This window comes from Microcoleus vaginatus FACHB-2002 (assembly GCF_040004035.1).
In the GTDB taxonomy this organism is placed as follows: Bacteria; Cyanobacteriota; Cyanobacteriia; order Cyanobacteriales; family Microcoleaceae; genus Microcoleus; species Microcoleus vaginatus_C.
The window spans coordinates 18,752-39,936 of sequence record NZ_JAMPLN010000002.1; the positions used below are offsets into that span (position 1 = coordinate 18,752).

Genomic DNA, 21,185 nt, shown 5'->3' on the forward strand with positions numbered 1-21,185 from the left:
TATCTCAGGAAAGTGCTGAAAGAGCGTTACTTTCTCTTTTTATTATCTCATGAAATTGATAAGAGATCGTTACCTTAGAGTCGCCGAATTTCCCTAACTCATTTCATGCAGCAACCCACAGTAAGTAAATATAATATTTAGAGAATGTCGTGCAGCTAAGTAACTATTCTCGTTACTATGGCTGACCCCAGGCTACGCTATCAGCTCATGTGTTTAAGGCGAAGTGTTTAAAAAAATAATCAACAATAAAACCCTATAAACTCATGTTCATGCGTACTACGGCTCTTACTCCAATAGAGCTCAGGACTGCGATCGTCCGGCAACCCTTGGTGGTTTCGCCCGATACGACGGTGATGGATGCGATCGCCCAAATGAGCGGCGTGCGATCGCTCTGCAACAACCCTAGAACGGCCGACGGTCAACTTGACGACCTCCACCTAGAGGCGCGATCGAGCTGCGTGTTGGTAGTGGAAAACGAGCAATTGGTCGGCGTACTGACCGAGCGAGACGTGGTGCGGCTGAGTGCCCAACAGCCTTCCTTGGAGAATGTGGCGCTCCGGGAGGTGATGGCACACCCCGTCGTCACCCTGCGCGAGTCCGCCTTCACCGATTTATTTTTGGCGATTAATCTGCTCCAGCAGCACCAAATTCGCCATTTGCCCATCCTGGACGAACTCGATCGCCTAGTGGGCCTAGTGACTCACGAAAGCCTGCGCCAAACCTCTCGACCGATCGACCTGCTGCGGTTGCGTATGGTAGCAGAAGTGATGACCCGCGAAGTGATTTGTGCTGCGCCAGATTCTTCCCTACTGGCTATCGCTCAACTTATGGCAGAGCATCGCGTCAGTTCCGTGATGATTGTACACCCAGGCGGAATCTCTACTGAACCGCTACAAATTCCAATGGGGATTCTCACCGAGCGGGATATTGTGCAATTTCAGACATTGGGCTTGAACCTGGAAACCTGTCTAGCTCAGGCGGTGATGAGTACCCCGATTTTTAACGTCAAGCCAGAGGAGTCGCTCTGGACTGTGCAGGAGATCATGGAGCAACGATCGATCCGTCGGTTGGCGGTGACAGGGGAGCTAGGAGAACTATTAGGCATTGTCACCCAGACCAGTTTGCTCCAAGCCCTCAACCCGCTGGAGCTATACAAGCTGGTCCAGAAGTGGGAAGAGAAGGTGGTGCGCCTAGAGGCGGAAAAGGTAGCGCTGCTGGCAAATCGCAACCTTGAGCTCGAGCAGCAGGTGGAAGCTCGGACAGCCGCCCTCAAAGCAAAGGCCGATCGAGAGCAACTTCTCAATACCATTGCCGAACAGATCCGCTCCTCCCTGAATTTGTCAGATATTCTGCATACTACAGTGCACGAAATTCACTCGCTTCTGGGGTGCGATCGCGTCATCATTTACCAATTTCAGCCTGACTTTAGCGGCACCGTGATTGCGGAAGCAATTACTGACACGGGGCGATCGGTACTCCATAGAGAAGCCCGCGATCCTTGCATGAGCCCAGAATGGCTTGAACCTTATCGCCAGGGCAGAATTCGTGTCATCAACGACATCTACGGCGAAGAAATGACCCAGTGCCATCAGGAAATGTTAGTGGGGTTTGATATTCGCGCCAAGCTGATGGTGCCGATCGTGATTGAGCAACAACTGCGCGGATTAATGATCGCCAGTTATCGAGCCACGGCACACTCTTGGACGGCTGAGGAGATCGAACTCCTGCGACAAGTTTGTCTACAGGTGGCGATCGCCCTTGGGCAAGCCACGATCCAGCAAAAATTGCAGGATGAACTGGTAAAGCGACAGCGCATCGAAGCCACCCTGATCGAGAGCGAAGAACGCTACGCCGCCCTTGCTGCCGCGGCTCCGGTGGGGATTTTTCGCACCGATGCGGAGGGGCTATGCACCTATGTCAACGATCGCTACTTTCAGATCAGCGGGCTCAGACCAGAAGCCACTATCGCACAGGGATGGCAACAAGGAATACACCCCGACGATCGCGATTGGGTCATGGCCCAATGGGAGCAATTCATCCAAGGTAACGACTCTTTTGAACTCGAATATCGCTTTCAACGTCCCGACGGTACCGTAACGTGGGTTTATGGGCAGGGCGTCGCCGAACTCGATGCCAATGGACATCGGAGCGGCTATATAGGCACCATTACCGACATTAGCGATCGCAAACGAACAGAAGCCTTCCTGCAAGAGAGCGAAGAACGCTACGTCAGCCTAGTGGAAGCCGTACCAGTGGGGATTTTCCGCGCCAATGCTGTGGGCAAGTGCATCTATGTTAACGATTGGTGGTGTCTCATCAGCGGACTCACCCCAGAAACCGCCATCGGGGAAGGATGGCAACAAGGGCTACACCCCGACGATCGCGATTGGGTCATCGCCGAATGGGAGCAATCTATCCAAGAAAATGGCTCTTTCCAACTCGAATATCGCTTTCAACATCCCGACGGTGGTGTGGTTTGGGTATATGGGCAGTCCGTTCCCGAACTGGATGCAGACGGGCAAGTTATCGGGTATGTAGGAACTACTACAGACATTAGCGATCGCAAACAAGCCGAACAACAACTCCAGCAACTCAACCAACAACTAGAAACCAAAGTCGCAGAACGCACCCAAGAGCTTTCCCAAGTCAACAGCCTGCAACGCGCCATCCTCAATGGTACTGATTACTCCATCATCTCCACTGACCCAACTGGCATCATCCAGACCTTTAATGCTGGAGCCGAAAGGATGCTGGGTTACAGTGCTCGAGAAATCATCGGCAAAGCCTCCCCCGGACTCTTCCACGATGCAAATGAGGTAATTGACCGGGCAGCATCACTATCTGCCGAACTAGGGCAAAATATTCCCCCCGGCTTTGAGGTTCTTGTTGCCAAAGCACGCCAAGGTATTGTCAGCGAAGAAGAGTGGAGCTATATCCGCAAAGATGGTTGTCGATTTCCTATGTCGCTATCCATCACCGCCCTCAAGGATGTCAATCAGCAAATTATCGGCTTTTTAGGCATCGCCCAAGATATTAGCGATCGCAAACGTGCAGAAGTGGAACTACAGAAAGTATCAGATCGCCTTGCTTTGTCCCTCAAATCAGGGGCGATCGGCTGTTGGGACTTCGATATTGTACAGAACACCGTCATTTGGGACGAGCGGATGTACGAACTGTACGGTGTCACAAAACAATCTGATTCCCCTCTGCCTTACCACATTTGGGCAAACCGCCTACATCCCGAAGACCGCACCGCCACCGAAACATTGCTCCAGCAAGCCGTCTTAGGACAGGCAGAATACGATACCGAGTTTCGAGTGTTGCATCCCGATGGCAGCCTCCGCTTTATTAAAGCCTATGGTGTCGTCGTGCGAGATGCCCAAGGCAATCCCCAGAGCATGATTGGGGTCAACTTGGATATTAGCAGACGCAAACAGGCTGAACTCCAACGACAGCAGTTAATTCAAGAATTATCAGCCTTTAAACAGGCTTTGGATCAGTCTGCCATTGTGGTCATCACCGATCGCGAAGGGCTGATATCCTACGTCAACGATCGCTTCTGTTTAATCTCTGGCTACTCCCGCGATCGACTGATCGGACAAACCCATCGCATTGTCAACTCTGGCTATCATTCCCCTGCTTTCTTCCAAGACTTGTGGCGCACCATTAGCAGCAGTCAGATTTGGCGCGGTGAAATTTGCAATCGGGCAAAAAACGGTAGCCTGTACTGGGTTGCCACCACCATCGTCCCCTTTTTGGACGAACAAGGGCGACCTTTTCAGTATCTAGCCATTGGCTTCGACATTACCGATCGCAAGTTGGCCGAAACAACGCTTCAGCAGGAAAATACTTTCCGTCAAGAAATTGTAGAAAACATGGCAGAAGGGCTGTGCGTTTTCCATAAAGTTGAGGAGTTTCCCTTTGTCCGCTTCACAGTCTGGAATCAGCAAATGCAAGCGATTACGGGTTACACCTTAGAAGAAATTAACCGTCTGGGGTGGTATCAAAGCTTGTACCCGAATCAAGAAGATCGAGAACAGGCGATCGTCAACTGCAGACAGATGCACCCGATCGCTGTGGAAAGGGAAATCCAGCGTCAAGATGGACAGCGGCGCACTATCTCCATTTCCACCTCGGTCCTATCGGGTGATGATGGACATCTCTATTCGCTGGCCCTGATCCAAGACATTACCGATCGCCAACAGACAGAGCGAGAAAATCGCCTGTTGAAAGAACGCCTCGAATTTCTTCTGGCCTCCAGTCCCGCCACGATCTATAGCTGTAAGCCCTATGGCGACTATGGAGCAACTTTCATGAGCAAAAATATCGAAGCCATTTTGGGCTACAAACCAGAAGAATTTGTCTCGGAATCTGCCTTCTGGGCTAACCATATTCACCCAGAAGATGCCCCTATAGTTTTTACACATCTATCGGCTCTCTTTGAGTACGACACTCATCAGCATGAATATCGATTTTTGCATCGCGATGGTCACTACGTTTGGATACGGGATGCACTGCGCCTGGTGCGAGATGAACAAGGTCGCCCAACCGAGATTGTTGGCTATTTTGCCGATATTAGCGATGTCAAACAAACCGAAGAAACCCTAAAAATACAACTGGCGGCAATTGAGGCGGCGATCGACGGCATTGCGATTATCGAAGGAGATACCTACCTCTATTTGAATCAAGCCCATCTAGAATTGTTTGGCTACGAACGCGCTGAAGAAATGTTGGGCAAATCTTGGAAACTTTTGTATTCCCAACACGAGTTAGAACGGTTTGAGCGGGAAGTCTTTCCGGTGCTGAGGCGCGATCGCGCTTGGCAGGGAGAGGCGACCGGCACCCGCAAAGATGGCTCTACCTTTGCCGAAGGGCTGTCCCTCACCCTCACAGACGATGGATTATTGATTTGTGTATGTCGCGATATGAGCGATCGCAAACAGATCGAAGCCGAATTAGCAGAGAGTGAAGCTAAATTCCGGCGGCTGGTAGAAGGGGCTAATGATTTGATCTGGTCATGTGAACCCGATGGCATACTCACTTATGTGTCACCGCAATTCAAGACGATGTTTGGCTGGGACGAGAGTGCATGGATTGGTAAGTCGTTTATATATCTGGTGCATCCAGACGATCGCTCTTTGGTAGTTACTGATTATCGGGAGAATATGAAACTTGGTAAAAAGTCAAGTGATTATGAGTTCCGACATCGCCACCGAGATGGCAATTATGTCTGGGTGAGAAGCAGCGCCACACCCGTTATAAATGCTGAAGGGGAATTGATTAGCGTCCAGGGAATTTTATCGGATATCAGCGATCGCAAACAAGCTGAACTCGCCAGGGAAAGCAGTGAAATGCGCTTCCGCCGGGTGTTTGATTCCAGTGTGAGCGGCATGATGTTTGCCGATTTTCAGGGGAACATTACCGATGCCAACGATCGCTTCTTACAGATCGTTGGCTACACGAGGGAGGAACTAAATGCTGGGATGATTCATTGGGATGTCATGACCCCCCCCGAATATCTCCCCGCTGATGTTTTAGCGATGGAGCGCCTGATACAGGATGGCGAGATCGATTCCTTGGAAAAGGAATACTACCGTAAGGATGGCAGCCGGATTTCTGTCCTGCTCGGAGCCGCACTTCTTCCCGGCTCAGAGGATCAAACTATTTGTGTATTAGTAGACATCACCGATCGCAAACAGGCCCAGAAGGCTTTGCAGGAATCTCAGCAGTTTCTGCAAACGGTACTCGATACCATCCCGCTCGCCGTGTTTTGGAAGAATAGAGAGTCTGTTTTTTTAGGATGCAATCAGAAGTTTGCCAAAACTCTAAGCTTGCCATCTACGACCGAAATTATAGGTAAAACAGATTTAGATATTTGCCCGAAAAAAGTCGAGGCGAGCAGCTATTGTGCGATGGATCGGTGGTTAGTAGAAACGGGTGAATCTATATTAGGGATCGAAGAAAGGCTAACCCTACCCAATGGTAAAGCACTATTTATCGAAACCCACAAGGCTCCCCTGCGAGACTGCTCAGATAATGTTATTGGTCTGGTAGGCACGTTTCAGGATATCACCGATCGCAAAGAAGCCGAAGTGAAAGTGCGACAACAAACAGACCAGGAACGTTTGCTGGGAGCGATTACTAAACGGATGCGATCGTCTCTGCATCTCGACGAGATTCTCAATAGCACTGTTGAGGAAATCCATCAGGTCTTGCAACCAGACCGAACGCTGGTTTATCGAGTTTTTCCTGAAGGGACGGGGGCTGCCATTGCTGAATCTGTTTCGCCAAATAGGCTGAAGCTCCTGGATATCCTCTTCCCTGAAGAGGTTTTCCCCCAAGAGAACTACGATCGCTATATCCAAGGAAGAGTTTATGCCCTCAACGATACCGAAGATGAAAACGAGTCAATCCTACCCTGCTTGGTTGAATTCCTCGCAGACATCCAGGTCAGAGCCAAACTCGTAGTTCCAATTATTCAGAATCAAACCCTCTGGGGGTTGCTAATTGTTCATCAATGCGATCGTCCGCGCCAGTGGGAAGACTGGGAAATCAATTTACTTAAACAAATTGCTAACCAATTAGCGATCGCAATTCAGCAATCTTACCTCTACGAACAGGTACAATCAGAACTGGCTATCCGCAAGCAAACAGAAAATGCGATCGCTTTACAACTGCAACGGCAGCGAACTTTAGGAGTCATCGCCCAGCAAATTCGCGAATCGTTGGATCTTAACCAAATTTTGGCGGCTGTGACACAGCAAGTCAAAGAAATCTTGCAAGGCGATCGGATCATCGTGTTCCGGCTATTTGGGGATGGCAGAAGTCAAATTGTTGAAGAAGCTGTGTCTAGCGAGTTCCCCGCGCTCAAAGACCATCACTGGGAGGACGAACAGTGGTCGCCAGAAATCCTCAACCGGTACTGGCAGGGCAAGCCCCGTATCGTCCCCGATGTAATGACCGATATCTGGACTGATTGCTTGGTGGAATACGCAAGCGTTGGTCAAATCCAGTCCAAAATCGTTGCACCTATCCTGCAAGAAGTCCGAAGCAGCGAAAGCCATAGATGGGTTGCCCCAGGACAAACCAAGAAGCTGTGGGGGGTTTTAGTCGTCCATGCCTGTAGAGAAAAACGAGTATGGCAAGAGTCTGAAGCGCAACTCCTGCAACAAATTGCCAACCAGTTGGCGATCGCAATTCAACAAGCGAGCCTATTTAAGCAGTTGCAGCAAGAACTCACCGAACGACAACAAGCCCAGCAGCAACTCACCGAGCGCAACGAACAACTGGGAGCGTCTAACGAAGAACTGGCCCGCGCTACCCGTCTCAAAGACGAATTCCTCGCCAACATGAGCCACGAACTCCGCACTCCCCTCAACGCCATCCTGGGCATGAGCGAGGGGCTACAAGAGCAAGTCTTTGGCATCGTCAACGAACAACAAATCAAAGCTTTACAAACTATCGATCGCAGTAGCTCTCACTTGCTAGAGTTAATCAACGACATTTTGGATGTCGCCAAAATTGAATCGGGTCAAATGGATCTCGATTGCACCCCAGTTTCAATCAATAATCTCTGTCAATCCAGTCTGGCATTTATCAAACAACAAGCCCTGCAAAAACGCATCCAACTAGAGATTAAAGTGCAACTCAATCTGCCCGACTTATTGATTGATGAACGGCGGATGCGCCAAGTCTTGATCAACCTGCTCAACAACGCGGTCAAATTCACTCCTAACGGAGGACGCATCACCCTAGAAGTCAGCGGTCAACAACGCCCTGCCGACCCAGATTCTGCCGATTCCCCACCCCATTTTTTGGTCAAAGAGACCCTGCGAATTGCCGTCATCGATACAGGTATTGGTATTGCCCCAGAACATATCAACAAACTGTTTCAGCCCTTTATCCAAATCGATGGCGCCCTGAATCGTCAATATACAGGCACTGGCTTGGGGCTTGCCCTGGTGAAACGCATCGTCGAACTCCACGGCGGACAGGTCGGGCTAACCAGCACTGTGGGTGTAGGAAGTTGCTTCACGATCGACCTTCCCTGCACTGCTTGTGCGCCATCCTCTCTTGCAATGGAATCCAAAACAGATCCCAGCATCGAGCCCAGCGGGCCCGAACAGCAGGGAGGCTCTCCCTTAATCTTGCTGGCGGAAGATAACGAAGCCAATATCACTACGATTTCGAGCTACCTGAAAGCTAAAGGCTATCGCATTCTCTTGGCTAAGAATGGAGAGGAGGCGATCGCCCTGGCCAAGTCTGAAAACCCCAATCTAATTTTGATGGACATTCAAATGCCTGGTATGGATGGTCTAGAAGCTATGCAGCAGATCCGCAGCGACCCAAACTTAGTCGATCTGCCGATCGTTGCCCTAACTGCCTTAGCCATGACGGGCGATCGCGATCGTTGTCTTGCCGCCGGAGCCAATGATTACCTCACCAAACCCGTCAAGCTGAAGCAATTGGCAAGCACTATTCAACAACTTTTAGTTTCTAAGTAAAGATAAGCCGTGAACAGACCCTCCGTTTTAATCATTGACGACGATCCCAATAATTTTGATGTAATTGAAACGCTCTTGAGCGAGCAAGACTATCAATTGCATTACGCTGCCAGCGGGCAAGAAGCGATCGCATCCCTCGACATATTTGAGCCTGATCTTATTTTGCTGGATGTGATGATGCCAGGAATAGATGGCATCGAAGTTTGTCGGCAAATCAAAGCCATGCCAAAATGGCAAGCCGTTCCCATCATTATGGTGACAGCATTAAACTCAAAATCCGACCTTGCCCATTGTCTCACTGCCGGCGCTGACGACTTCATTAGTAAACCTGTAAATGCTATTGAACTGCGTGCAAGAGTTCACTGTATGCTGCGAATTAAGCACCAGTATGACGACCTGCAAAGCTTACTCAAATTGCGGGAAGATATGGTTAAAATGGTAGTCCACGATTTACGCAATCCCCTGGCTGGTATCTTGCTTGGCTTGGAACTCCTAAAAAGCATAGAGTATCCTAGAGAAAAACTACAAAGACAACTGGATAGAATTTACTCATCAGCGCAAGCAATACAGCTATTAATTGATGATTTATTGCAAATTGCTTTACTAGAGTCTGGTAAAGCTCGTCTCAATTACACAGAGGTTTATCTGTGCGATATCATAGAATCTGCCATATCAAACTTTGAAGCGATCGCTGCTAAAAAAAATCAGTCGTTGGTCGCTCAATTACCAGGAGAAGCCAGTAGGAAAGTCTCGGTTGATGCCACCATGATACATCGAACGCTGGATAATCTTCTCTCGAATGCCATTAAGTTTTCCCCACACAATAGTCAAATCATAGTGAATGTAGAATTCCTCAGATCTGGCAACGCCAAAATCCAGGTTATCGACTGTGGGCCTGGTGTTCCTGATACATTGCGACACAAGATTTTTGAGAAATACGAGATTGGAAATCTGATGTCGGATGTCTCTCAAATAGGGTTGGGTTTAGCTTTCTGCAAAATGGTCGTTGAGGCACATGGGGGCGAAATTGGTGTCAGAAGCAACCAACCAAAAGGTGCCATTTTTGAAATAACTTTGGCAGCATAGCTGACGGCTATCACCTCAACTCATAAAACAAACTTTTTCCCTTTTTGAAAGGGTGGCACTTATGTCTCAATTCTCTCTGTTAATTGTTGATGATGAGCCGGATAACTTTGATGTGATTGAAACCCTGTTATCAGAGCAGGATCATCAATTGCATTACGCTGCCAGCGGGCAAGAAGCGATCGCATCCCTCGACATATTTAATCCCGATCTTATTTTGCTGGATGTGATGATGCCGGGAATAGACGGCATCGAGATTTGTCGGCAAATCAAAGCCATGTCAAAATGGCAAGCCGTTCCAATCATTATGGTGACAGCATTAAGCTCAAAATCAGACCTAGCCTATTGTCTAAGTGCCGGAGCCGACGACTTCATCAGTAAACCTGTAAATGCTATTGAACTGCGTGCTCGCGTGCATTCAATGCTCAGAATCAAGCAACAGTATGATAATATCCAGAACTTATACCACATCCAAGAAAATACCATCAATGTCTTGGAAAGCACCCTCAATGAGCTGCGTGGCAACTTAGCTTCTACTCTATCCCATGAACTGAATACGCCCCTCAATGGCATCTTAGGCACGCTCGGGTGGATCAAGGACGAGATCGAAGACATGGAGATCGCCCAAATCCGTGAGATATTAGGCTGGGCACATGACTCTGCCCGTCGCCTAGAAACATTAACGAAAAAATTCCTGATTTATTTAGGATTAGAACTATCCGCAAGTCAACAGCACAAGATCGAACCTGCCCAAACTCAATTTTCAGCTTCCGCCATTGAAGCCGAGTTGAAATACGAGGCTCAGAAGGTCAACCGTAGCAACGATCTGTTGTTCACTCTTGAAGAAGCGGAGATCGCTCTATCAGAGCGATATCTATCAAGGCTGCTCTATGAATTAATTGATAATGCACTGAAATTCTCCTCGCCAGAGACAACCATTAAAGTTAGTAGTCAAGTCGTAGGGGAGATGCTGCATTTATCTGTACATGACTCGGGGCAGGGCATGACAGAAGAGCAAATTGCTAAAATTGGTGCCTTCATGCAGTTTGAGCGCAAGAAGTATGAGCAACAGGGCACCGGTATCGGCTTAAAAATTGTGCAGAAAATTGTCGAACTGGCAGGAGGAGAGTTCTCAATTACCAGTATCTATCAAAAGGAAACAACGGTACATCTCACTCTGCCCATTGTCGGGAATTAGCAATCGATTCCGGTTGCACCGGAATCATTGTTGACTGTTGACTGTTGACTGTTGACTGTTGACTGTTGACTGTGAGTCAAAAAAATGAAAATTGCGCCAATTATTTGTTGGCAGCTTGATTCGACTTTACGCCCGACGATGAAGCGCGGAATTGATATGAGAAGGAATAAATTTGCTTTGCCTGGGAATGGCAACACATCAAAAAAGATGAACGAGCAGGAAAAATATTTGACTCGGAATTAGAGCTTGCTTCTGCGGTAATTCATGGGGTAGAAGGTAAAGAAAAAACCGTACACAACCTTACACAACCTATTAAATTTAACTCGAATCACCCTACTTAATCTTTTGTTACATACTGGTGGAGAATTTTCCCACCGACTTACTGAGTTCTCGTGCAAGCTACAATTGCAGACTCCGGCGCGATCGCACTTTATCTGCACCCGCTACCACTAAAACCCCGCCAATCGCGCCCGCAGTCGGACAGAATCGGGATTTGGGGGTTCGCGGAGTACGATCCTCTTCGAGGGCTTTCCTTCGGATCGCTTCGCTAACGCTAACGGGGGCTTCGCCATTTTAGATTTTAGATTTAGATTTTAGATTTGCAATGACTGATGACTATCGGGGTAATGTAAAAATCAAAGCATAACCCTTTTATTTGCCACTCCCCTCATGCCTTTGCCGCGCCTGTTAACCTTAATTGCTTCTTTCTGCCTCGCCCTGGGGCTGATTATTGGGCTGGTGAGTTCCTTAACAGGGCTTTACAGTCAAGTTGCGTGGTCTGCTTCTCCGCTGCTGGCTAATTTGCTGATTTTCCTGATAATTGTACTTTTGGGAACCCTAATTTTTGCGCTGGTTTACTATTTTAGGCTGCTGCAACGCCCTCAGAAAGTTAAGGGAAAACGGCCGATTACTCCGAAGATTCCGGTTGTGAAAAGTGAAGCAGCTTCGGAAAATCTCAAAGCAATCAGGCAACAAGTCGATCGCATTCAAGATGAAGTAGCGCGGCAAGCTTTGCTGTTGAGAGCCCGCGAAATTGAAGCTAGCATGGCTCGCGGCAGCGTTCGAGTAGTTGTTTTCGGCACCGGTTCTGCGGGCAAAACTTCGGCTGTGAATGCGCTGGTGGGGCGGATGGCGGGACAGGTGGGTGCGCCGATGGGAACTACCGAAGTTGGGGAAACTTACACTCTGAAATTGAAAGGAATCGATCGAGAATTAGCAATTACCGATACCCCAGGCATCTTGGAAGCGGGAGTTGCGGGCACTTACAGAGAGGAATTGGCGAGGCAGTTGGCGGCGAGGGCAGATTTGATCTTATTTGTTTTGGACGGCGATTTACGCAAATCCGAGTACGAACCGCTGCGGACTTTGGCGGAAATTGGCAAAAGGTCGATCGTGGTTTTTAATAAAGTTGACCTTTATCCCGACACCGACAGAGATGAAATTCTCGATCGACTGCGGCAGCGAGTCAAAGGTTTTGTATCAGCCATGGATGTAGTAGCAATTAGCGCCAATCCGCAAAAAGTTGTACTAGAAGACGGCACAATTTTTCAGCCAGACCCGGATATTATGCCATTAATTCGGCGCGTCGCTGCGATTTTGCGAGCCGAAGGCGAAGACTTAATTGCGGACAATATTTTGCTGCAATCTCAGCACTTGGGAGACCAAGCGCGCAAGTTAATTGACGCTCAAAGGCGGCGGCAAGCTGATAAAGCAGTGGAGCGATTTCAGTGGATCGGAGCCGGAGTAATTGCCGTAACGCCTTTGCCAGTTGTGGATTTGTTAGCGACAGCAGCAGTTAACGCTCAAATGGTAGTAGAAATTGCCAAGATTTACGGCTGCGAATTAAATATCGATCGCGCGAAAGAATTGGCATTATCTCTAGCAAAAACCCTAGCAAGTTTGGGAATAGTTGAAGGCGTAATTCAAGTAGTGTCAAGGGCGCTGCAATTAAGCGTAGCCGGGTTTGTACTTGGCAAAGCAATTCAAGCAGTCAGTGCGGCTTATTTAACCAGAATTGCCGGTAAAAGTTTTATTGAATATTTCCGCCACGACCAAGATTGGGGCGACGGCGGCATCGCCGAAGTCGTCCAAAGGCAGTTTCAGTTAAATCGGAAAGACGAGTTTGTCAAAGCATTTGTCAAAGATGCGATCGCCCGCGTTGTCGAACCTCTGAACATTTATCAGCAGGAATCGGAACCAGAATTAGAAATGTCAGCAGAATTGGAATCAGAAATACAACCAGAACCTTTGTATCAGCCGCCGCAAGAAGACGATTGGGAAACTTACAGCAATAAACGAAACGATGAGTGGTAATTGGGAATTGGGCCTTGTCAACTGTCAACTGTCAACTGTCAACTGTCAACTGACAACTCACAACTGACTAATAACTAATTTCGCCCCACCAACAAATAAACCATCATTTCTCCTTTACCTTTAATCTCAACAGCACCGCGCCTTTTAAACGAAAATTTATCTTTTAAACGCTCGTAAACCTCAGCAGTCACCTGAATTTCCCCCGGAATACCGCTTGATTCCATCCGCTGAGCAACATTTACTGTATCCCCCCACAAATCGTAACTAAATTTAGTTAAGCCAATAACTCCCGCCACCACCCCACCAATATTGATCCCAATGCGGAGACTAAAGTTGTGATTGTTTTGGACATTGAAGCTAGCGACAGCAGCTTGCATATCCAGTGCCATTTGGGCGATCGCCAAAGCGTGATTTTCCTGCGGTTCGGGCAAGCCGCCGACTACCATGTAAGCGTCACCCATAGTTTTGATTTTCTCCAAACCGTGCCGTAACGATAACTCGTCAAATAGACTAAAAATTTGATTCAGAACTTTCACCGTTTCTGCCGCACTTTTTTGAGAGGCAAAATTCGTAAATCCCACCAAATCGGCGAATAAAACGCTCACCTCCGAAAAGCTGTCAGCAATTATGCTTTGTCCCTCCTGCAAGCGCTCTGCAATTGGTTTCGGCAAAATATTTAATAGCAATTCTTCAATTTTTTCTTTCTGAGACTTGGTTGTTTCCAACAGCAACCGCGTTTCCATTTCTGCCTGTTCCCGATAGGCGATTTCCTGCTGCAACATCAGATTTTTATCCCTCAGTTGTAACTCTAGTTCCCGCAGTCGCAATTGATTTTCTACCCTAGCTACCACCTCTACGGTTTGAAAAGGTTTAGTAATGTAGTCCGCCCCGCCAGCGTTAAAGGCTTTCACCTTCTCAGAAGCTTGTACCACAGCACTCAGAAAAATAATGGGAATGCCACGAGTGCTAGCGCTCGCTTTCAAGCGACTGCAAACTTCATAGCCATCCATATCGGGCATCATAATATCCAGCAAAATCAAGTCAGGCTGAGCCAAATCCACAGCATCGAGTGCCAGTTGGCCGCTAGATGCAGCTTCTACTTTATAGCCTTTCCTGGATAAGATCAGCTCCAGTAACAATAAATTGTTAAGACTGTCGTCCACAATTAAAATACTGCCCCTTAATTTTTCTGAAGATGGTTGATTCATCGGCTTGCTACGGGCTTAGTTAAGGTTAATAAACTTAAGATTTATTGAAATTTATAAATTACGCACGGGTGCGTCCAAAACTATTTTTTTCACTGAAAGACGCACTGCCGAAGGCAAGCAAGAGGAAAAAAACAGGTTTGTGAGAGCATGATTGCCTCCTGAACTCAAATTTATTATACTAATTTGTCAAAACAGCGAAAGCTGGGGCTAAAATTTCATATTGCGGATAAATTCGATCGGCTTTAGCGTCGATTGATTGACTGCCAAATTGATTCACTGCTTGCTGGCAGGTTTTGAAACTAAAAATATCCCACAAGCCCTACCGCTGCACTTTGCACTACAAAAGACAAAAGAGACTACCCGGACACTTTGGAGGGGTAATTTTCCCAAAATTCTGACAATAGCTGGATTCAAAAGTACGATCGACATCGTGGGCGGTAATAAATGGGCGTGATTTTTTAATCTGATGCTCCCTGAGTCTCCGGTGCCGCACTATATTAAGAAATATAACAATAATTTTACACATTGGGGAGACTCCGGGGGGGCTAAAGTCAAACCGAGCGATCGGATGGAACACAATTTTGATAAGATTTAAGATTGACAACAAAATTTGCTATTGTGCGTCCGGGTAAAAACAATGAGCGATCGACCAATTATTCTCGGTATTGTCGGAGACAGCGCAGCGGGCAAAACTACCCTGACGCGGGGAATTGCCCAAGTATTGGGGCCAGAAAATGTCACTGTGATTTGCACTGACGACTATCATCGCTACGACAGAAAGCAGCGGGCCGAAATCGGAATCACAGCATTGCATCCCGACTGCAATTACCTGGACATCATGCAGCAGCACCTCAGCCTGCTGCGTACCGGACAAGCAATTCTCAAACCCATCTACAACCACACGACAGGTACATTCGACCCGCCGGAATACATCAAGCCCAGCAAATTTGTAATAGTTGAAGGTTTGCTGGGTTACGCAACCCGAACAATCCGCGATTCTTACGACGTAAAAGTGTATCTTGCTCCTCCCGAAGAGTTGCGAACTCAGTGGAAAGTTAAGCGCGATGTCATGAAGCGCGGTTATACTGAAGAACAGGTGCTTGCAGAAATAAAAAAACGGGAACCGGACTCTGAAGACTTCATTCGTCCTCAGCGCAAATCGGCCGACGTTGTAGTTAGTTTTTACCCGCCAGAAGCGGACAATCAATCGAATTTGAGCGTCCGTTTAGTGCTCAGACCGACAATTCCTCACCCTGATTTTACTGAAATTTTAGGTCGAGGCAGCGATAGTTTTCAACCTGCAATTCGCTTGGGACTCGATCGGGATATGGGCAAACCTGTTGACGTTTTGGAAGTAGACTCCCATGCTACCAGCGATCAAGTAAACGAACTGGAAATGATTTTGTGCAGCGAGTTGCCACACCTGCGGGGATTTTGCTCCGCCCAAGGCAACCCGGAAATTGGCAAACTGATCGGCACAACAGGCGAAGTGTTGCAAAGTTACCCGCTAGCTTTGACGCAGTTGCTAGTGGCATATCACATGATGAAAGCAATTCATGTGTATTAGTTAGTTGTTAGTTGTGAGTTGGCAGTTGTTGGTTGTTAATTGTTAGTTGTTATTGCAATAATTAATAACCAATAACCAATAACCAATAACTAATGTACTCGCAAAGTCTGGTTGGCAGTGCCTAATTGCTGAATTGGCATGGAGAGTGGCAACTGACTTTGAGGTGCGGGCAGCATTTCGCCTCGGAAGTCGAGGAGGGTGACGAGCAGCAGGTAGGCAACTGCTAAAATTAGAGAAATCACCCCAGTGATAATAGCAATAATTTTTGAACGATCCATATTCAGAAAAATTTAACTACAGCTAATATTAGTTTAACATTAAAAATAGCAATTATTACTTAACTTATGCAATAGAATATAATCAGGTGCTAGTTATTTCTGTGACAAAAATGGAACCTCTTGTAGATGCGCCAAATCCCACCGAGATGCACGGAGCTACCCCTGTGGTGGAAACATTTAACCTGGGGAAGTTCTACCGTACCGGCTTCTGGATGAATGAAAAAATTGAATCGCTCAAAAATTGCACTCTGACTGTCTCTGAGGGCGAAACTTTCGGGTTGTTAGGGCAAAATGGAGCGGGGAAAACTACGCTGCTGAAAACTTTGCTGGGTATAGTGCGCCCCACTTCTGGGCGGGCGCTGCTGTTGGGGAAGCCTTTGGGCGATCGCACTGTGAAGCAGCGAGTCGGCTATTTGCCAGAAAATCCCTATTTTTACGATTATCTCACGGGCTGGGAATTCTTGCAATTTGCGGCGGGGTTATTTCAAATTCCCCCCTCGATTCAGCGGCAGCGAATTCCGAATTTGCTAGACTTAGTTGGGCTATCTCAATCGGCGGCAATTAAAAAACAGTTGCGCCAGTATTCTAAGGGAATGCTGCAACGGATCGGCATGGCTCAAGCTTTGATTAACAATCCAGATGTGGTATTTTTAGATGAGCCGATGTCGGGTTTAGATCCGATGGGGCGCTATCAGATGCGGGAGATAATTTTATCGCTGAAAAATCAAGGAAAAACAATTTTTTTTAATTCGCATATATTGTCTGATGTGGAGAAGATTTGCGATCGGGTGGCTATTTTGGCCAAAGGTGAGTTAATCTGCATTGGTGCAATCGACGAAATCCTAGGTAATACTGAAACTTACCGGGTTGAAGGTAGGGGCGGTCACTTGAATATCCTGCACAAATGGATACCGGATATGGAAGTTGATAATGATTTGTGGTCCGGTCATTTGCAGGGCGAGCCGAAGGAGTTTCTTTCGAGTCTGAGCGCTACGGGAGGGCAGCTAATTGGGATGAATTTGGCTAAGCCTAGTTTGGAAGAGTTTTTTATGCAGCAACTGCAAGAAAGAGGAATTTATTCTAGTGGTTGATGTATCTTAAAAGAGGTAAATTGGGATTGATGGTGGCGCGGGGGCGGGTTTATGAGATTGTCTGTTTTTGGCTAAATATTGTCGGTGAACCCGCCCCTTGTATCTTAAAAGAGTGAGTTAGTCGATCGCTTGAATCAATCAGGCGATCGTACCGACAGCAAGTGAACCTAAAGAAACAAGGAAAGTTTTGTAGAAAAGGTTCTTTAACAGGCGACAGTGCTGGCTATAAAACATCAGCAATCGGTGGAGTTGGCCCGCCCCTTAGACTGCATAAGCCTGTTGCGTATATAAGCGGACATTACTGATGACAGGCGCACATAACACTCGACATTATCTTAGGCTCTCGGTATTATCGGGAAAGCCTGCTTTCACAAGGTTAGTCTTCAATTACCTGTCGGTTCTTTCATAAATTGGAGTACATCGGGAGCCAAAAATGACATCAACAGTCTTAGGTATAGACCTCAGTAAAAGAGATTTTCATGTCTCATTCCTGAAGGAAACTCGTGCGACCCAACCTAAAAAGTTTACTAATAATATTCACGGCTTTGAGAGTTTACATAACTGCCTTAAACAACAAAGTGTAGTCGAGATCCATCCTTGCATGGAAGCGACTAGCATTTTGGCGTGAAGCCTTAGCCGAATTCCTATATGGGGCAGGCTTTCAGGTTAGTATTGTGAATCGAGCTAGGATTAAAGGGTTTGCAAAAAGCGAACTCCTACGAACTAAAACTGACTCGGTAGATGCGGCACTAATTGCTCGTTTTTGTGCGACGATGAAACCGGATATGTGGACACCAACCGCGCCCGAAGTCAAGGAATTACAAGCTTTGTTGCGACGGGTCGAATCTGTCACAGAAATGATGACGAGCGAACAAAACCGTTTGGAGACAGCTACGCCAACTGTTGCTACACTTACTCTCGAACACAGGCGAGTATCTTAAACAACAGCAACAACTAATCAAAAAACTGATTAGTGACCATTTTGAGCAACACCCACACTTAAAACAACAGCGTGACTTGTTGACCTCAATTCCTGGCATTGGCGATTTAACAGCTTCTATATTATTAGCCCAAATTGGTGAGGTTTCCGATTACGATAATGCTCGTCAATTAGCAGCATACGCTGGTCTAACTCAAGCGCGAACGGAGTTCTGGGACTTCGGTTAAGGGCAAAACTCGTTTGTCCTGCACTGGCAATGTCCGACTGCGAAAAGCATTATATATGCCCGCGGTAGTGGCGATGCCCTGCAATCCCTAGCTAAAAGTCATGAGTGAACGATTATTGGGTCGTGGAAAGGTCAAAATGCACGTGATTGGTGCGCTGATGAGGAAACTGCTGCATTTGGCTTTTGGGATTTTAAAATCCCAAAAGCCTTTCGACCCCAATTATTTGACTGCTACCCCTTGACAAGTCAAGACAGTATCTACCACATCTGGGTAAAGGTATTTTGCAAAAATACCGGGTTTTCCCCGCACAAGCAGTTAAAAATGAGATTTGGGATGAAAATAACAAAATCAGATTTTGTCGATCGCCAAACGGGAAGGCACTTGCTAGATTCCCTGTATGAAAAGTTTGCCAAACCCCAACTGCACGATACTTTTAAACCCAATAATCCTTCAATTTACATTCGGCACGAAGAAGGGCAAGTTATTGATGGAAATTATATCATAAAAAAAGTGTTTGAAGACTCTCGCACTGGTTTTTATGCTGAAAGTCGCGTCCCTATTTCTGGCAATAATCCGCCTGTCTTTGTGATTCGCGGCTACGGTTCTTGGTATCCTTTCGAGCGCGTTTTGGAAGATACGCCAGATGTATTTATGGCCAAACTAGAACGCCAGTTAAAATCGGCGCAAACTGTGGGTGCTATTGATTGGATCAAGCAACAATTTTACAGCGGAAATCCGCCGGATGTCATCGGAGAAAGTTTGGGCGGCAAAGTTGCTCAGCAAATAGCAGCAAAATACCCGGATTATATTAGATCCACTGTAATTTTTAATTCTTTGGGCGTTTCGGAAAAGTTAGCGAAAGCTTCCACGGCTAACAATGTTTTTCACTACTTTACTTTAGGCGAAAGGTATGCTTTCTGGGCAAATGAAGGCGATTACATACCGGGAACGATTTTTGTGATTTCCCAGAAAGGCAACAACTGTTGTTATAAAATCGAAGAGGCGATCGTCCGAATGGCGCGTTTTGAAGGCAAGTTTCAGAAAAGACGAGCCCTGGTGGTAGTATTGGCTCAGTTGCTTTTGGTAAACAGACACAATGCGATCGTCCTCAACAAGCGACGGTCAGTAGTCGTTCAGATCGATCGCACTCAATTGCAAACTTTCCGAAAAAAGCGCTTTGTTTAAACTCAGGCAGAATTGCTTCAGGCCGCAGATGGCTGATTTTCCCGCGCTGCGACTGCCAGAAGCAGACAAAGTGCTGCGATCGCTTTTTCCCATTCTTGCTTTACGGCGGTGGGTTGAACCTCATCAAAGGCGCTAACTAAACGAGGGATTGCTCGTTCTAATGCCTGTCTGGGAATTGATTTGTGCAGATCAACTAAACGAGTTAAACTTTCTTGATTCTTCAAAAAACCGACTACCCATTTCGTAGTATGATCGGGACTCTCAGGGACGTTTTTAATTCCTAGTTCAGTTTGCAACCAGTCGTAAAAAGGCGGCAGCTTTTGAGCTAAAACAGTTCCAGCAGTTGGCAAAGTTTCTTTGAGCAAATTAGTATCCAGGCTTTCCAAGACTTGATTGAATTCCGGTGAATCCAGCAAGGTGGTTAATGGAAGTGAAAGCAGCGCTTCTGAAGCGTCAGGGGATACATTTAAAGTCCGCGAAAATGTTTGCAGCATTGGAAAGTCTCTGGTATTGATGACTTTTTTAGCCTAACAATCACGCGAATCAATGAATATGAGCTACCTCATATTAGCAAAATTGTAATATCTCGATCGCCAAAGAAGCCTCTAAATCTAGCTGCGTGCCTCTGCGGTTAATAATTTCCCCTTAAAACTTCTACACAAATTCTCCCTTAGCAACCATCACCACCTTACCACCCACCAAAACTGCTATTTCCCCTTCATTTTTGGCAGCTTGTAACAACAGCAAAGAAGGTCGATCGATTTCATAACCCTGCTCAACTCTGACATCAATCTTTGCTTTCCCATAATAATCATGTTCTACCAAATATCCAGCCAAGCATCCGTTAGCACTGCCAGTAGCCGGATCTTCGGGAATTCCTAATGAATGGGCAAAAACTCGCACGCTTAAATCATTAAGATCGCTGTAGGTTTCTGGGCAAAATATCAAAATTTCTTTCGCTTCCATTGTATCAACTAGCTCAAAATATTTATCTAAGTTGACTTGAGCTTTTTTGAGCGAAGCGAGAGTTTTTAATGGGACAATTATAAAGGGTACTCCGGTCGAAACTTCTTGAATTGGGAAGTTGGCATCAATTTCATCTGGTTGTAAATTCAAGACATTTGCCAGAGTCTCGGCTGATAAAACTTGACCAAAACTAGGCGCGTTTTGTCGCATCCACAAAATATCTGCCGATTCATTGTGATAATTAAAAGTAACTGGAATTTGACCGACTGCTAGATTGAGAATTACTCGATCGACCTTTTCGCGAATAATCTCTTGCTGCAACACAAACGCAGTGCCCAAAGTCGGATGACCGGCAAAGGGCAATTCCTTCTTGGGCGTGAATATCCGCACGTCATAGCCGCCATCTCGCGGATCGGGCGATCGAATAAACGTAGTTTCTGAATAATTGATTTCCCTCGCTATCTGTAGCATTTGAGCCTCAGATAGTTCGGCAACTCCCGCACCGAAAAATACAGCTAGCTGGTTGCCAGCATATTTTGACTCCGCAAACACGTCAACTATATAAAAATTCATAATTATGCCTTTGGTAAAAGTCGATAACTGATATTTTACATCCAGCGTTACA

At 46.8% G+C, this 21,185-nt stretch carries 17 protein-coding genes; 13 read left to right on the top strand and 4 right to left on the bottom strand.

Going from position 1 to position 21,185, the window contains the following annotated elements; translation table 11 throughout:
- Positions 1-263: 263 nt before the first annotated feature.
- The 6 genes from NDI35_RS01785 (at position 264) to NDI35_RS01810 (ending at position 13,098) form a co-directional block, all read left to right on the top strand.
- Positions 264-8,504 carry a PAS domain S-box protein gene (locus NDI35_RS01785; RefSeq protein ID WP_445311240.1) on the top strand — a complete coding sequence of 2,747 codons (8,241 nt, stop codon included), beginning with the start codon at positions 264-266 and terminating at the stop codon, positions 8,502-8,504.
- Positions 8,505-8,513: 9 nt separating this feature from the next.
- Positions 8,514-9,590, top strand: a complete 1,077-nt coding sequence (locus NDI35_RS01790; RefSeq protein WP_445311241.1) for a hybrid sensor histidine kinase/response regulator — start codon at positions 8,514-8,516, stop codon at positions 9,588-9,590.
- Positions 9,591-9,651: 61 nt separating this feature from the next.
- Positions 9,652-10,785, top strand: coding sequence for a hybrid sensor histidine kinase/response regulator (locus NDI35_RS01795; protein ID WP_445311242.1), 1,134 nt, complete (start codon positions 9,652-9,654; stop codon positions 10,783-10,785).
- Between the two features lie 84 nt (positions 10,786-10,869).
- Positions 10,870-11,028 carry a hypothetical protein gene (locus NDI35_RS01800; protein WP_445311243.1) on the top strand — a complete coding sequence of 53 codons (159 nt, stop codon included), beginning with the start codon at positions 10,870-10,872 and terminating at the stop codon, positions 11,026-11,028.
- Between the two features lie 149 nt (positions 11,029-11,177).
- A complete protein-coding gene (locus NDI35_RS01805; RefSeq protein WP_445311244.1) occupies positions 11,178-11,336 on the top strand; it encodes a hypothetical protein in 159 nt (52 codons plus the stop codon).
- Positions 11,337-11,454: 118 nt separating this feature from the next.
- Positions 11,455-13,098 carry a YcjF family protein gene (locus tag NDI35_RS01810; RefSeq protein ID WP_445311245.1) on the top strand — a complete coding sequence of 548 codons (1,644 nt, stop codon included), beginning with the start codon at positions 11,455-11,457 and terminating at the stop codon, positions 13,096-13,098.
- Between the two features lie 74 nt (positions 13,099-13,172).
- Here the strand turns inward: NDI35_RS01810 and NDI35_RS01815 are convergent, their stop codons facing one another.
- On the bottom strand, positions 13,173-14,306 hold the full coding sequence (locus NDI35_RS01815) for an adenylate/guanylate cyclase domain-containing protein (protein WP_445311246.1): 1,134 nt from the start codon (positions 14,304-14,306) through the stop codon (positions 13,173-13,175).
- 637 nt (positions 14,307-14,943) lie between these two features.
- Between NDI35_RS01815 and NDI35_RS01820 the strand changes: the two genes are divergently transcribed.
- Positions 14,944-15,873 (top strand): phosphoribulokinase, encoded by a 930-nt coding sequence (locus tag NDI35_RS01820; protein ID WP_445311247.1) that lies wholly within the window; start codon positions 14,944-14,946, stop codon positions 15,871-15,873.
- A gap of 89 nt (positions 15,874-15,962) precedes the next feature.
- Here the strand turns inward: NDI35_RS01820 and NDI35_RS01825 are convergent, their stop codons facing one another.
- Positions 15,963-16,151: a hypothetical protein gene (locus tag NDI35_RS01825; protein WP_445311248.1), complete on the bottom strand. Its 189-nt coding sequence runs from the start codon at positions 16,149-16,151 to the stop codon at positions 15,963-15,965.
- 110 nt (positions 16,152-16,261) lie between these two features.
- Here NDI35_RS01825 and NDI35_RS01830 point away from each other — a divergent pair, with 110 nt between their 5' ends.
- The 6 genes from NDI35_RS01830 to NDI35_RS01855 all read left to right on the top strand — a co-directional run bounded on the left by NDI35_RS01830 (position 16,262) and on the right by NDI35_RS01855 (position 19,594).
- Positions 16,262-17,242, top strand: coding sequence for an ABC transporter ATP-binding protein (locus tag NDI35_RS01830; protein ID WP_445311249.1), 981 nt, complete (start codon positions 16,262-16,264; stop codon positions 17,240-17,242).
- 593 nt (positions 17,243-17,835) lie between these two features.
- On the top strand, positions 17,836-18,183 hold the full coding sequence (locus NDI35_RS01835; protein WP_445311439.1) for an IS110 family transposase: 348 nt from the start codon (positions 17,836-17,838) through the stop codon (positions 18,181-18,183).
- 79 nt (positions 18,184-18,262) lie between these two features.
- Positions 18,263-18,409, top strand: coding sequence for a transposase (locus tag NDI35_RS01840; protein WP_445311250.1), 147 nt, complete (start codon positions 18,263-18,265; stop codon positions 18,407-18,409).
- 13 nt (positions 18,410-18,422) lie between these two features.
- Positions 18,423-18,500, top strand: a complete 78-nt coding sequence (locus NDI35_RS01845) for a hypothetical protein (protein ID WP_445311440.1) — start codon at positions 18,423-18,425, stop codon at positions 18,498-18,500.
- Between the two features lie 9 nt (positions 18,501-18,509).
- Entirely contained in the window at positions 18,510-18,650 is a 141-nt protein-coding gene (locus NDI35_RS01850; protein WP_445311251.1) for a hypothetical protein, read from the top strand.
- A gap of 92 nt (positions 18,651-18,742) precedes the next feature.
- On the top strand, positions 18,743-19,594 hold the full coding sequence (locus NDI35_RS01855) for an alpha/beta fold hydrolase (protein WP_445311252.1): 852 nt from the start codon (positions 18,743-18,745) through the stop codon (positions 19,592-19,594).
- Positions 19,595-19,611: 17 nt separating this feature from the next.
- Here the strand turns inward: NDI35_RS01855 and NDI35_RS01860 are convergent, their stop codons facing one another.
- Positions 19,612-20,088, bottom strand: a complete 477-nt coding sequence (locus NDI35_RS01860) for a hypothetical protein (protein WP_333068145.1) — start codon at positions 20,086-20,088, stop codon at positions 19,612-19,614.
- A 160-nt stretch (positions 20,089-20,248) separates the two neighbouring features.
- On the bottom strand, positions 20,249-21,133 hold the full coding sequence (locus NDI35_RS01865) for a PhzF family protein (protein WP_445311253.1): 885 nt from the start codon (positions 21,131-21,133) through the stop codon (positions 20,249-20,251).
- Between the last annotated feature and the right edge of the window lie 52 nt (positions 21,134-21,185).

What these genes read in the sequence shown, in the direction of transcription:
- NDI35_RS01785 (WP_445311240.1), top strand. Translation starts at nt 264, where the DNA reads ATGTTCATGCGTACTACGGCTCTTACTCCAATAGAGCTCAGGACTGCG.
- NDI35_RS01795 (WP_445311242.1), top strand. Translation starts at nt 9,652, where the DNA reads ATGTCTCAATTCTCTCTGTTAATTGTTGATGATGAGCCGGATAACTTT.
- NDI35_RS01800 (WP_445311243.1), top strand. Translation starts at nt 10,870, where the DNA reads ATGAAAATTGCGCCAATTATTTGTTGGCAGCTTGATTCGACTTTACGC.
- NDI35_RS01810 (WP_445311245.1), top strand. Translation starts at nt 11,455, where the DNA reads ATGCCTTTGCCGCGCCTGTTAACCTTAATTGCTTCTTTCTGCCTCGCC.
- NDI35_RS01815 (WP_445311246.1), bottom strand. Translation starts at nt 14,306, where the DNA reads ATGAATCAACCATCTTCAGAAAAATTAAGGGGCAGTATTTTAATTGTG.
- NDI35_RS01820 (WP_445311247.1), top strand. Translation starts at nt 14,944, where the DNA reads ATGAGCGATCGACCAATTATTCTCGGTATTGTCGGAGACAGCGCAGCG.
- NDI35_RS01825 (WP_445311248.1), bottom strand. Translation starts at nt 16,151, where the DNA reads ATGGATCGTTCAAAAATTATTGCTATTATCACTGGGGTGATTTCTCTA.
- NDI35_RS01830 (WP_445311249.1), top strand. Translation starts at nt 16,262, where the DNA reads ATGGAACCTCTTGTAGATGCGCCAAATCCCACCGAGATGCACGGAGCT.
- NDI35_RS01850 (WP_445311251.1), top strand. Translation starts at nt 18,510, where the DNA reads ATGAGTGAACGATTATTGGGTCGTGGAAAGGTCAAAATGCACGTGATT.
- NDI35_RS01855 (WP_445311252.1), top strand. Translation starts at nt 18,743, where the DNA reads ATGAAAATAACAAAATCAGATTTTGTCGATCGCCAAACGGGAAGGCAC.
- NDI35_RS01860 (WP_333068145.1), bottom strand. Translation starts at nt 20,088, where the DNA reads ATGCTGCAAACATTTTCGCGGACTTTAAATGTATCCCCTGACGCTTCA.
- NDI35_RS01865 (WP_445311253.1), bottom strand. Translation starts at nt 21,133, where the DNA reads ATGAATTTTTATATAGTTGACGTGTTTGCGGAGTCAAAATATGCTGGC.